The sequence below is a fragment of the Spirosoma flavum genome (genome assembly GCF_042686045.1).
In the GTDB taxonomy this organism is placed as follows: Bacteria; Bacteroidota; Bacteroidia; order Cytophagales; family Spirosomataceae; genus Spirosoma; species Spirosoma flavum.
In genome coordinates this window covers 606184-619565 of the sequence record NZ_JBHUOM010000002.1, presented here as the reverse complement: position 1 = coordinate 619565, position 13382 = coordinate 606184, and the positions used below count along the sequence as shown (strand labels likewise).

Genomic DNA, 13382 nt, shown 5'->3' with positions numbered 1-13382 from the left:
AGCTTTGCAGTAAGAGAACAAATACGGTCATTCGACCGTTAAAAACTAACGTCCTTCCTGCAAAATATTTTCCTGTGAAAAGATGGATTGCTATCGGTCTCGTCGTCCTAATACTCGGCGGGATAATTGTGTACAACAAAGTATTACACCCGGCACCGGGTGCGTCGGCAGGTGGTGGCAAAGGCGGATCAGACACTAAAGGAGGGTCGGGTGGCGGCAAGGGCGGCATGGCCGGTGGCGCACCAGCCAGCGTGAATGGTTTCGTGGTCATATCGCAACGGCTTCGGGAAGATGTCGTATCCAGCGGCTCATTATTGGCATCCGAGCAGGTCGATATTTATCCTGAAATTTCGGCCCGTATCATCCAGCTCAACATTCAGGAGGGTCAGCCCGTTGCCAAAGGAGCCTTACTAGTTAAGCTTTTCGACACTGACCTAAGGGCACAACTTCAGAAACTTCAGGCACAGGCCGACAATGCCCGGCGTACCGAAGAGCGAAATAAACAATTGCTGGCACGGGGTGGTATCAGCCAACAGGAATATGACATTGTTACGACTAACCTGCGCTCATCACTGGCCGATATTGAGTTGGTAAAAGCGAACCTGCAACGGACCGAAATTCGGGCACCGTTTTCTGGTGTAATTGGCCTCCGTAACGTTAGTAACGGGGCTGTCGTATCACCCAGTACACTCATTGCCCGACTTCAACAGATATCATCCCTTAAGCTCGACTTTTCCATTCCCGAAAAATATGGGGCATCCGTGCACAATGGAAGCCAGATTTCGTTCTTAGTAGATGGAAGTGGAAAAACCAGTCAAGGGGTTGTATATGCCATTGAGCCGGGTGTGGATGAGCAAACGCGCAACCTTCGCATTCGGGCGCGGGTTAACAATGGATCTGCTGGCAATGGACAACCGCTATTTCGACCCGGTACGTTCGCCCGTGTAACATTAACGATTCAAAACGAGCAGAGTTTGGTCGTTCCAACGCAGGCGGTCATTCCACAAACCCGAACCAATCAGGTCATTGTGGTTAAAAATGGTAAAGCCACGTTTAAAGATGTGACTACTGGCCTTCGGACGGCAGGCACAATCCAAATTCTATCGGGCTTGCAAAAGGGTGACACAGTGGCAACAACCGGGTTGTTGTTTCTCAAACCTGATGGACCGGTTAAAGTTGGTAAAGTTATATCGTTGCCGGGTAATGAGTTGAAAGTAGCCACTAATTGATATAAAGGTATGGTTTGTCGTTGGCTACCTACCAATGGAGGAGTGACAAATCAAAACGAAAAAACACAAACTCAACCACTATGAGTCTCCCCGAACTTAGCCTGAACCGACCGGTCTTTGCCATGGTGATGTCTATCATCATTGTTCTTTTTGGGATTATTGGCTTCACTTTTCTGGGCGTTCGAGAATACCCAGCTATCGACCCGCCGGTAATTTCGGTGCGGACAAACTATACCGGGGCAAACCCCGATATTATTGAGTCGCAGATTACCGAACCCATCGAAAAATCGCTGAACAGCATCGAAGGCATTCGGACAATCTCCTCCAATAGTGCGCTTGGTGCCAGTACCATTACGGTCGAGTTTAATCTTGATGCGAACTTGGAACAGGCCGCTAACGATGTGCGAGACAAGGTAGCCCAGGCACAGCGGCAACTCCCGCAGGATATCGATGCCCCACCAGTGGTAACGAAGGCCGATGCTAACTCTGAACCGATTATTTTCATGACGGTTCAGAGCACTACGCGCAACCCGACACAATTATCAGATTACGCCGAGAATGTGCTTCAGGAGCGGGTGCAAACGATTCCTGGTGTAAGTCAGGCCAACATCTACGGGCTGAAACGTCAGGCGATGCGACTCTGGATTGACCCCATCAAGTTATCTGCTTATCGGATGACAACGCAGGACATTCAGAATGCACTAACAGCTCAAAACGTTGAACTGCCCAGCGGAAAAGTGTATGGTAACAACACCGAATTAACGGTAAAAGCCGTGGGGCGTCTAACAACTGAAGATGATTTTAACAATTTAATTCTACGGCAAACGAGTAATCAGATCGTGCGTTTTAAGGACGTAGGCTATGCAACTCTGGGCGCAGAGAATGAAGAAACCCTTTCAAAACAGAACGGCGCAGTAGGCGTTATTCTGGTTTTGATTCCGCAACCTGGTGCCAACTACGTTAGTATTGCCGACGAATTTTACAAACGCTTCGATCAACTAAAAAAAGATCTACCCGACGATATTATTGTTAGCGTTGGCATTGATCGCAGTATATTTATTCGACGAGCCATTGAAGAAGTGGGCGAAACGCTGCTTATCTCCTTCGTGCTGGTGGTATTGGTTATTTATTTCTTCTTCCGCGACTGGCTTATTGCGTTCCGGCCACTGATTGACATTCCGGTGTCGCTCATCGGTGCGTTTTTCATTATGTACGTGGCTGATTTTAGTATCAACGTACTTACCCTGCTGGGTATCGTTCTGGCTACGGGCCTGGTGGTTGATGATGGCATTGTCGTGACGGAGAATATTTTCAAGAAGATAGAACAGGGCATGGAGACCAAGCAGGCAGCACGGGAAGGCTCTAACGAGATTTTCTTTGCCGTACTAGCCACATCAATCACGTTGGCCATTGTGTTTTTGCCCATTATTTTTCTTGAAGGTTTCGTCGGACGGTTGTTCCGGGAGTTTGGCATTGTGGTGGCTGGAGCGGTCTTAATTTCAGCCTTCGTCTCGCTTACGTTAACTCCGGTGTTAAGTGTAAAGCTAACGAGCAAAAATCATGGACGCTCCTGGTTTTATCGGAAAACAGAACCATTTTTCGCTTGGCTAGACAACTCGTACCGCGATTCGCTCGATAGTTTCATGCGTCGGCGGGGGTGGGCATTTGTTATGATTGGCGTATGTATGCTGTTAATCTTCGGTCTGGGATCATTGCTCAAGTCTGAGTTAGCTCCTCTCGAAGACCGTGGCCGCACCCGTATCGCGATTACCTCACCCGAAGGCACCAGTTATGAGTCACAGGCCACCACCACCGACCGGGTAATGCAGTTTGTTCTCGACTCCATTCCTGAAACAAGACTGGCCTTTAGCGTTGTAGCACCAGGGTTTTCGGGCGCGGGGGCTGTTAACTCATCCTTTGTCATGATTAACATGAGTGATCCCAGCGAACGAAAACGCTCGCAGCAGGACATTGTGGATTACATAACCAAAAACCTCAAAAAGTTCAACGAAGCCCGGATGTTTGCCACTCAGGATCAGACGATTCAGGTTGGACGGGGCGGTGGTTTACCGGTGCAGTTTGTACTTCAAAATCTTAACTTTGAGAAGCTTCGTGAAAAGCTGCCACTCTTCTTAGACGAAGTACAGAAAGATCCTACGTTTCAGAACTCCGACGTTGATTTGAAATTCAATAAGCCCGAACTGAACATTAGTATCGATCGCGAAAAGGCGACAAACCTTGGTATTTCGGTTCAGGATGTAGCCCAAACACTGCAATTGGCGCTCAGTAACCGGCGTTTGGCTTACTTCTTAATGAATGGAAAGCAGTATCAGGTAATTGGGCAGGTGGACCGGGCCGACCGCGACGCTCCCGTTGATTTAGCGTCGTTTTATGTTCGCTCCAGCCAGGGGCAATTGATTCAGTTAGATAACCTGGTGAAATTTCAGGAAGTCAGCAGCCCACCACAGGTGTATCACTTTAATCGGTTTAAATCGGCGACGGTATCGGCAGGGCTAGCGCCCGGCAAAACCATTGGTGACGGTGTAGAAGCCATGCGGGCTATTGCCGCCAGAACCCTCGACGAAAGTTTCCAAACGGCTCTTTCCGGCCCTTCCCGCGACTATGCCGAAAGTTCCTCCAATACGCTGTTTGCTTTCGGATTGGCGCTTATCCTTGTTTATCTGGTACTAGCCGCGCAATTCGATTCGTTTATCGATCCGCTTATCATTATGATTACCGTACCACTTGCCCTCGCCGGAGCCGTGCTCTCGCTTTGGATGTTTAACCAAACACTGAATATTTTCAGTCAGATTGGTATCATCATGCTGGTCGGATTAGTAACTAAAAATGGTATCTTGATTGTGGAGTTTGCTAATGAGCAGCGCTTAACGGGTAAAAATAAATTTGAAGCCGCGACAGAGTCAGCGGCTCTGCGCCTACGACCTATTTTAATGACTACGCTTGTGGCTGCTTTTGGTGCTTTGCCGCTCGCCCTCGCGCTGGGTTCAGCCTCGAAAAGTCGAATTCCACTCGGTATCGTTATTGTAGGTGGGCTAATGTTCTCCCTTATTCTGACGCTTTATGTCGTTCCCGTTATTTATACCTACATGAGTCGTCGAAAAGATGGTCAGGTGGAGCCTGAAATACAGAAGAAAGACGATGTAAAACCAGAAGAACTGGAACTGCATGCTTAAAAACTAGATATACATTAACGAGACAGGGGTGATCCAATAAATTGGATCACCCCTGTCTCGTTAGTAAAGGAAATAATTCGTCTAAAAAGTCTTCGCTTAGTTAAAAATCGCCAGCTTTCTACTTAGAGTGTTAGCGAGCCAGTCTTCCACCTATAAATGGCCTGCTTCCCGATATAAAATACGTATGAAACGCTATCTCTCTGTTTGTCTGTTTTTACTAGTGCAGGTTGCCATCGCCCAAAAACCCATTAACGTTGACAATGAATTTGCTTTTGCCGCCCAGCAATATGCTCTAATGTTGAAATCACACCCGGACACTACTAAATTTCCGCAGTCAACTAACCCCGACGGAACTGTCCGTAATATGTCTTCAGACTGGTGGTGTAGCGGTTTTTTTGGCGGCTCACTCTGGTACTTATACGAACGAACAAAAGCCCCTGCTTTGAAAGAAGCCGCCCAAAAGTGGACAATGGCGGTAGCGAAGGAACAAGGCAATACCGGTACACACGACCTTGGCTTTATGCTTTATTGCCCATTTGGGAACGGGTATCGACTCACGAAAAATGCCACGTATCCACCCATTTTATTAACCGGTGCCAAATCGCTGGCAACCCGATTTGACCCCAAAGTTGGTGTGATTAAATCATGGAATAAATTTCAGACGTACGATTACCCTGTCATTATCGACAACATGATGAATCTGGAATTTTTGTTCTGGGCAGCTAAGACATCGGGCAACAAGGATTTTTATAACCTGTCAGTAACTCACGCTGACAACACGATGAAAAACCATTATCGGCCTAATTACAGCAGTTACCATGTCGTTTGTTATAATCCAGACGGCACAGTAACGGCAAAAAAAACGGCGCAGGGATATGCTGATAATTCGGCCTGGGCACGGGGTCAGGCCTGGGGATTATATGGCTACACGGTCATGTATAGAGAAACGAAAGACAAAAAGTATTTGGACCACGCCCGGCACATTGCCGATTTTTACCTGAATCACCCCAACTTACCCACCGACAAGATTCCTTATTGGGATTTCAACGCGCCAGCCATTCCGAATGAAGAGCGGGATGCCTCAGCGGGTGCTATCACGGCTTCGGCTCTACTTGAATTATGCACATACGGTGGCCCGTCATCTAAAATCTATTATCAATCGGCGGTAAAGATGTTGGAGAGTTTATCCAGCCCGACATATAAAGCCAACTTAGGCGAGAACAATAATTTCATTCTGAAACACAGCGTGGGACACAAACCCCAGAAAAGCGAAGTTGATACGCCCATCATTTATGCCGATTACTATTATCTGGAAGCTCTGCTTCGCTACGACACGCTGCATAGAAAACCGGAATTTCGGTCGTAGGTCAACAAAAATCAGGATTAAGAATAAAAAAGGTGGTGTCAGGTTTCAGAACCTGACACCACCTTTTTTATTCCCTTCGGATAGCCTGAATCGTAACGATAGTTGGAGCAGATTGATAAAAATCAAATAACGACCGCCCCAATAACTCATGACTTATGGAACTCAAGTGCTCGTTATCATTCGGCAAAAAATACTCCTCTCGTGGATGGATCACCGAATCAGTATCAAAAACGCTAATCAAACGTCTCTCTGCTTCTCGCAATAGCACGGCCCGGCTTCGTTTTCGCATCCATCGACTTAACACTTGCTGATGCGAAAAGGGCGTTAGTAACAGTACATTATGCCGGTAAGGCTTTAATTGATTGAGCAATAGCGACACTGGTGAAAGATCTTGGGGTGGCAACACAAATGAGCGCAAGGCTTTACCAATGGCCCGTATGTGACTACCGAATGTTGGCTGAGCAGTTGGCTTAGGAGAGTGAGCTAAATCCGGAAGTACAGGTATCAATATACGTGGCGAACCAGCCAGTTGTGAGGAAGATCCCTGAATTAATGTATAATCGAGTTGAAGAATAATAAGATCGTACCGATTCAACGGCAGCTGAGCCAGCGTATAGATCGTTTGTGCCATTGTTAGATGGGCATACGCTTCCACGGAGACTGCCCGCCCGGCACGACCAATTTGCCGAATAAAATGACCTATATAACTAAGATTTCCGGTCGACAGCCCATAGCCATAGGTATGTTCGTCACCAATTACCAAGACTTTCATTAGCCAACAACAAATGGGGTGAGTAAACCCATTTGTTGCCAGTACGTACTGACGCCTATAAGTGTGGCAGTGATCAAAAAAAATAGTTAATAACCTGAATGATAGCTGCAACGTTATGCGTTAGAAAAGCGTAGTCTGTTTGTAGTCAGGAGTAATTTACATAAATCCGACCAAGCTTTGTTTTTTCGAAAATCGTCTCCGTTCGCCGACCATGACCTACTGAGCGTCATTCAGGCTTGCCGTACCAATGACCCTCGTGCGCAACGAACGTTATTCAAGCAATTCTTTGGTTATGCCAAGAGCATCTGCCTGCGCTATACCTCAAGCGTTGAAGAAGCTGAAGATGTGCTGAACGAAGGGTTTCTGAAAGCGTTTCAACATTTAGACAGCTATGACGAAACGTTGCCCTTCAAAGCCTGGCTGCGAACGATCTTAGTAAACACAGCTATTAGCCATTACCGGAAAAATCATCGGTTTGAACAACATGCTTCGCTGGAATCGGGCGAACAAGTTGCCTGCGATGAAGATGTAGTGGATCAGATTGCGGCTGAGGAGATTCTGGGCTTAGTACAGCAGCTAAGTCCAACGTACCGAACGGTGTTTATGATGCACGTTGTAGATGGGTACAGTCTCCACGAAATTGCCGGCATATTAAGTCATAACGAAGCTACAGTGCGCTCTAATTTTGCCCGTGCCCGGCAGAAATTACAACAACTCATCAAACAAGCTCACTACATTAAAACTGGCTCGACAGCCTCTATTCCATATCATGAAAACTGACCGATTTACCGATATTATCCGGCGAAAACTGGAAAGTATTCGGCCGGAATTTTCCGAAAAAGATTGGACCAGGATGCAGGCCTCACTGCAAACGGGAATTCCTCAGCCCGGTTCGCCTACCACTGGCCAACCCTTTAGTGGTGGCATGTGGGCAGCCAAACCCTGGTTGATGGCCGCGGCCACCATTAGCACGGTTGTGCTGGTAACTTTTAGTTTCTGGCAACGACGCGAAATTAATAATCTGCGCCAGACGATTAGCCAACTAAATAAGCATCCAACGCACCAGACCAGTCTGGGGCAACCTGATCTTGTGGCGTCAAAAACTAACGCTCCCGAATTAACGCGATCACAAGGGGTACGTCCTCAGACAGGTCAACAGCCTACGGCATCGTCTGAAAACTACGCAGCCCTTCCGCGCCAACGCGATACGATTTATATAACCCGTAATGTAGCTGTGCCTTCACGATCTCAGTCGGTACGGCCCGAAGAAGAGCGTGTAATTGAGCGTTCAGAAAAAACAACCGAACAACGGTATGCAACGACTGATCGCCCATCAGCATCAAAAATTCAACCTGATCAATCAGAAAATTCAACAACCTATAACTCAAAAACAGACGCGTATGGTGCACCTTCTACTCCTTCTAGTGTAGTTAATAAAGAAGCCAATAACTCTTCGATAGCAACGACTAAATCAGTCCGTCAGCTTGCCAGACAACGCGGGTCGAAAGGCGAATATATAGCAGGTCGGGAAATTAAAAACAAGCAGGCAGTTCCAACGAATTCTGTTAATATCCCAACAACAAATGCAATTACGGCAACGACACCAACACAGCCTGAATCAGTTAATGAGAAAGACGAGACTTCTACATCGGCCAATTATGAGCTCGTGAATAGCCTGCCAATGTCAACACCAACTATCAATTGGACTGTCAGGCTTGCCCAACGGGCAAAAAATATACGACCAGTACGGGCGGTGGCCGTTGAACCAGTGCTCGCTGCGGCAGTTGTTGAGAAGGCGGCACCAGCTAGCCAGCCAATAAACCAGAAAGCTACCCGATTCCGGGCGGGTGTGGGTGGTGAAGTAGCCTCTCATGTGTTGAGTGCCGGTGTGTTTACCGAAATATTGATTGGCAAGCATGTGACAGTGGGTGTCGGGCTTAATCAGGCGGCCTACAACGGTATATTTATAAACGATTATGATTTCGACGTACGTACACGCCGGGATTTCCGGAAGGAATTTGCCCATTCTATCGACCCCAGACGTGACATTCTAAATATCAATACTCAAACCGTTCGTTTACAGATTCCCGTTTCCTTCGGCTACAGAATCCCACTTACCCAAACGTTGTCGTTATTGCCAACTATCGGTACGTCTCTAAATATAAGAAGCTCAGAAAATGTAACGTACTACTGTCCCGTATTCATGCCACAAAAACGTGGATTTGATGAATTCATAGTCCCCAATAACGATCGGCCTTTTGCACTGATTAACAGTTTTGCACTGGGTGCCGGTATAGAATGGCAGCATCGCCATTGGGTTGTACAAACCAGTCCAGTACTAACCTTGCCTATGCAGTCTGAGAATGATCCTAACTGGCAGAATCATACAACACTCGGCTTACGAGCGCGGGTATTATACCAGTTTTAGAAAAGAATAGTTAAAAAACAGGCAAGGGGGTGAAGTCGTAATGTTTACGACTTCACCCCCTTGCCTGTTCAAACGAGTGGTATCAGGTTTTCGAACCTTACACCACTCGTTTACTTACTGTTTATTCGCGGCCACCCGCCAGATTCGCCCAGAGGCATCATCGGCTACGAGCATCGATCCATCGGGCAGTACAGTTACACCAACTGGTCGCCCATATACATCTTTGTTTTTACCGGCCACAAATCCCGTCAGGAAATCTTCTGGCTTACCAGGCTTTCCATTCTCAAATGGAACAAAAACAACCTTATAGCCAGACAGTTGCGAACGATTCCAGGAACCATGCTGCCCAATAAACGCACCATTTCGGTATTTTTCGGGGAAAGCTGTCTTGTCATAAAAGGCCAATCCCAGCGAGGCCGTATGCGCGCCCAGCGGCACATCGGGAACGATAGCTTTTTTCACTAAATCAGGACGCTCACCTTTCCGACGTGGGTCTTCATTCTGACCATAGTACGAATACGGCCAACCGTAAAATGCGCCCTCTTTCACACTTGTCATATAATCGGGTACAAGGTCATCGCCTAGCTCGTCTCTTTCGTTAACAGCCGCATAAAGTATCTTTGTTTTTGGCTGCCATCCTATACCAACGGGATTACGCAGTCCACTGGCGTATATATGCTCACCAGTTCCGTCGGGATTAATTTCCAGGATATTTGCCCGGCGGATTTCATTTTCCGGCCCATGCTCACCCACGTTACTACCCGACCCAACCGTAATAAAAATTTTCTTTCCATCCGGACCAGCCAGTAGATTGCGTGTCCAGTGATTGTTATACCCTCCGGCAGGAAGGCTTAAAATTTTCTTGCCAGGCGCGGTTATTTTCGTCTGGCCAGGTTTGTAGTCATAGCGCATCAACCCGTCTGTATTGGCTGCATAAAAACTGTTACCTAGCACTAACATCCCAAAAGGCTGATTCAGGCCGGTCAGGAAGGGTTCGCGTAAATCAGGTTTTCCATCATTGTTGGTGTCACGAAGGAGCGTAATTCGATTAGCACTGGTGGCTGTACGCTCAGATTTATCCCTTCCGGTTACAGCACTGATAACAGCATTTTTAGGTCCTTTGCGCTCTGTATTTGATTCGGCAACAAAGATATCTCCGTTGGGCGCAACATATAACCAGCGTGGACTCGCCAAATCGCGGGCATACTCAGTTACAGTGAAGCCCGCTGGGGCCAAAGGCGTTTTGCCAGCCGGCCAGCCAATTACATTACTAAAATTTTGGGTTGATTTTGTGGCATATGGAGCAGGCAAGCTAATCGTGGTGTCGGCAGTAGTTACCACCTCACCCGTTTGATTAGCTTCTTTTTTCTGGCTACAAGCCAATACAGCCGCCAACAGCGTAGTAGCTGTGAGGAAAAGCGTTGGTGTTTTCATCGTTGAGTTAATTGTATAATTAACTACTCAACTCGCTGAACATTCGTTTAGTTATGGATTGTCTTTCTTAGCTGTTAACTCTGTTCCTTGAGCAGACATTGTCAGGCTCGTAACCGCTTTGGTAGCTGCATCCCGAATGAAGGTAATCATAGACCCGTAGCTACTCGTTGACTGATAGGTGTCGGTTTTAGCTTGCTTGACCAGCTTGTTTTTTCCATAACTATCAGCCTCACCGAACAAATCCCCCTTGTCAACGGTAATGACGTACGTTTGAATCGGACTACCACTAGCAAGTGTGTAGGAACCAGCATACGCCTTTAAGCTGGTAGAATCAGCCGACGAGCCTGGTGTGGTTTGGGCATTTGTACTGATAGCAATAGCCAGCAGACTACCCAAAAATATAGCGTTTAAGGTAAATTTCATTGGTTTATAGGTTTTTAGGATACCTAATAGCAGGTGATTACAAGGTACGCGAAAATTTGGCATACGGAATCGTGCCTTTATAAAATACCTCGCTAACGGCCTCCATACCAAACCGACGGTAAAAATCAGCCGCATCTAAACGGGCATCGCACCAGATAATCATTGCTCCTACCCGTTGAGCTTCGGCCATGACGTGATTCAGCAAAAGCGTTCCAATACCCTGTCGCTGGCGGTCAGGGCGGGCGGCAAACTTCCGAAAACGAGACTCTTTTCCGTCAACAAATAGCGAGATTACAGCAACTAGATCTTCATCTCGAAACGCCCCGAAATGGTACCCATCAGCATCGTTATCGACCTTTACATAGTCAAGTGGTTTGTCAGGCCAAAGCACAGCATGGCGAAGAGGATAGGTTTGTTCGGGGGTAATTGACCGGATTGAAACGGTATCTTGTGGTTGGGTTGTCATTACCTAAAAATCAAAACGGTAGCTTACCCAAATCAACATTCCCACCCGTCAGGATAAGACCAATTTTCTGTCCGGCAAACTGGTCTTTGTGTTTCAGTACGACGGCCAATGGCACCGCACACGATGGCTCAATGATAATTTTCATGCGTTCCCAAATGAGCCGCATAGCCGCTACGATTTCGGCATCCGAAACCGTCAAAATATCGGTAACGTGTGCCCGAATGATGGATAATGTACGTTCGCTGAGGCTCGTCATAAGTCCGTCAGCAATGGTATTGATGTAGGGAGCTTTCTCAACGCGTCCACTCCGAAAAGATAGAATTGCATCGGCTGCACCCTCCGGCTCTCCGGCAATAACGCGGGTTATCGGCGACATGTAGTGAGTTACTAGAGCAGTACCGCTTAGTAACCCTCCCCCACCAACGGGAGCCAGAATCACATCGAACGGATGCCCCTCGCCAGCATCCTCAATCAATTCTTTTGCGGCTGTGGCCTGCCCGGCAATAACACGATCATCGTCGAACGGATGAACCAGCACGGCTCCGGTGCGCGCCATTACCTCACGCACACCGGCCTCACGGGCATCGAGCGTTGGCTCGCACTCAATAACTTCGGCTCCATAACCCAAAACAGCGTCTTTTTTTACCTTTGGGGCCGTTCGTGGCATAACTATATACGCAGGCATTCCTACCTGACGGGCGGCAAAAGCTACGGCCTGCGCATGGTTGCCTGATGAGTGAGTCGTAATGGCTACGCCTTCTTTATTTTGGGCCACCTGCAACACAGCATTTAGCCCGCCCCGCGCTTTGAAAGCCCCTATTTTCTGAAAATTTTCACACTTAAAAAACAGCTCGGCCCCTGCACGGTCGTTGATGGTTTGGTTCGTTAGCACGGATGTGCGATGGATGTAAGGTCGGATACGGTCATGGGCATCCTGAATGGTATCGAATGTAATCATCACTAGTCGTCTACAGATATGGGCAAATTACGCAAGAAAACAATTCGGTATTGGTTAAACCCATAACCAGATGTCAAATCGAATGAGTAATTTTTCGTTGCTTTGTTTCTTTATGAGGTAAGCAGTCGTTTGCTTTTCCAAATTCATGTCTTGTAAACCCGTTTCGTTATGACCCCCAATCGTCGTTCGTTTTTGAAACTAGCTGCTGGCTCACTAGCTGGCATGGCCATTCTGCCGACTGCTTTTGCCGAAACTCCCATGAAAAAGATGTTTTTCGATATTTCACTGGCCGAATGGTCCTTGCATAAAGCCCTGTTTGGCAAGAAAATCACAAATTTAGATTTTCCCGGCATTGCTCGTAAAGAGTTCGATATCAGTGTAGTTGAATACGTAAACCAGTTTTTCAAAGATAAAGCAGAGGATAAAACGTATCTCAATGATCTGCTGACCCGTTGTAAAGACAACGGCATCTCGAACCACCTTATCATGATCGATGGTGAGGGTAATCTGGGTGCTTCTGATGCTGCCGAACGGACGAAAGCCGTTGAAAATCACCATAAGTGGGTTGAATGTGCGAAGTTCTTAGGCTGTAAAACGATTCGGGTCAATGCCGCCGGGCAAGGTACTGCCGAAGAAGTTTCCAAAGCCGCCATCGAGGGGTTGGGAAAACTAGGCGAATTTGCCAAAACAATGAACATTAACGTTATCGTTGAAAATCACGGTAGCTATTCATCAAACGGGCAGTGGCTGTCTAATGTGATGAAGCAGGTCGGAATGAAAAACGTTGGCACGTTACCCGATTTCGGCAACTTCTGCATCAAGCATGGCGAAGGACACGCTTGCCTGGAGGAATATGACCGCTATAAAGGCACGAAAGAATTAATGCCCTACGCAAAAGGCGCATCGGCTAAATTTTACGACTTCGACGCCAATGGTAATTGCGTTGAAACCGATTATAACCGCATCATGAAAATTGTAAAAGATAGCGGCTTTAAAGGCACCATCGGCATCGAATATGAAGGTGACAAACTGGAAGAATACGATGGTATTCGTAAAGCTAAGGCCGTGTTGGAGCGCGTTGGCCCAATGGTTTAAAGCTGAGCTATAGTGTA

General features: G+C 47.3%; 11 protein-coding genes. 6 read left to right on the top strand and 5 right to left on the bottom strand.

The genetic code is table 11. The features are described from left to right. Positions 1-74: 74 nt before the first annotated feature. The 3 genes from ACFS25_RS08050 (at position 75) to ACFS25_RS08040 (ending at position 5789) form a co-directional block, all read left to right on the top strand. Entirely contained in the window at positions 75-1229 is a 1155-nt protein-coding gene (locus ACFS25_RS08050) for an efflux RND transporter periplasmic adaptor subunit (protein WP_381498412.1), read from the top strand. 80 nt (positions 1230-1309) lie between these two features. Beyond that, positions 1310-4423: an efflux RND transporter permease subunit gene (locus ACFS25_RS08045; protein ID WP_381498409.1), complete on the top strand. Its 3114-nt coding sequence runs from the start codon at positions 1310-1312 to the stop codon at positions 4421-4423. A 184-nt stretch (positions 4424-4607) separates the two neighbouring features. Continuing rightward, positions 4608-5789 (top strand): glycoside hydrolase family 88 protein, encoded by a 1182-nt coding sequence (locus tag ACFS25_RS08040; protein ID WP_381498406.1) that lies wholly within the window; start codon positions 4608-4610, stop codon positions 5787-5789. Positions 5790-5856: 67 nt separating this feature from the next. On the opposite strand, the gene ACFS25_RS08035 is transcribed toward ACFS25_RS08040, so the two are convergent. Further along, positions 5857-6561 (bottom strand): SGNH/GDSL hydrolase family protein, encoded by a 705-nt coding sequence (locus ACFS25_RS08035; RefSeq protein ID WP_381498404.1) that lies wholly within the window; start codon positions 6559-6561, stop codon positions 5857-5859. Between the two features lie 177 nt (positions 6562-6738). Here ACFS25_RS08035 and ACFS25_RS08030 point away from each other — a divergent pair, with 177 nt between their 5' ends. Both ACFS25_RS08030 and ACFS25_RS08025 read left to right on the top strand, forming a co-directional pair. After that, complete coding sequence (locus ACFS25_RS08030; RefSeq protein ID WP_381498401.1) at positions 6739-7341, top strand: RNA polymerase sigma factor; 603 nt, start codon at positions 6739-6741, stop codon at positions 7339-7341. Continuing rightward, positions 7331-8989: a hypothetical protein gene (locus tag ACFS25_RS08025; RefSeq protein WP_381498398.1), complete on the top strand. Its 1659-nt coding sequence runs from the start codon at positions 7331-7333 to the stop codon at positions 8987-8989. Before ACFS25_RS08030 ends, ACFS25_RS08025 begins: the two co-directional genes overlap by 11 nt. Before the next feature lie 114 nt (positions 8990-9103). Here ACFS25_RS08025 and ACFS25_RS08020 read toward each other — a convergent pair whose 3' ends face one another. Genes ACFS25_RS08020 through ACFS25_RS08005 form a run of 4 tightly spaced genes read right to left on the bottom strand, consistent with a single transcriptional unit; the run spans position 9104 to position 12270 of the window. After that, complete coding sequence (locus ACFS25_RS08020; RefSeq protein WP_381498394.1) at positions 9104-10423, bottom strand: PQQ-dependent sugar dehydrogenase; 1320 nt, start codon at positions 10421-10423, stop codon at positions 9104-9106. 51 nt (positions 10424-10474) lie between these two features. Further along, positions 10475-10846, bottom strand: a complete 372-nt coding sequence (locus tag ACFS25_RS08015; RefSeq protein ID WP_381498391.1) for a DUF3471 domain-containing protein — start codon at positions 10844-10846, stop codon at positions 10475-10477. A 37-nt stretch (positions 10847-10883) separates the two neighbouring features. After that, positions 10884-11312: a GNAT family N-acetyltransferase gene (locus tag ACFS25_RS08010; protein ID WP_381498388.1), complete on the bottom strand. Its 429-nt coding sequence runs from the start codon at positions 11310-11312 to the stop codon at positions 10884-10886. 10 nt (positions 11313-11322) lie between these two features. Then, positions 11323-12270 (bottom strand): threonine ammonia-lyase, encoded by a 948-nt coding sequence (locus tag ACFS25_RS08005; protein WP_381498385.1) that lies wholly within the window; start codon positions 12268-12270, stop codon positions 11323-11325. Positions 12271-12438: 168 nt separating this feature from the next. Here ACFS25_RS08005 and ACFS25_RS08000 point away from each other — a divergent pair, with 168 nt between their 5' ends. Then, entirely contained in the window at positions 12439-13365 is a 927-nt protein-coding gene (locus ACFS25_RS08000; RefSeq protein WP_381498383.1) for a sugar phosphate isomerase/epimerase family protein, read from the top strand. Positions 13366-13382: the final 17 nt, after the last annotated feature.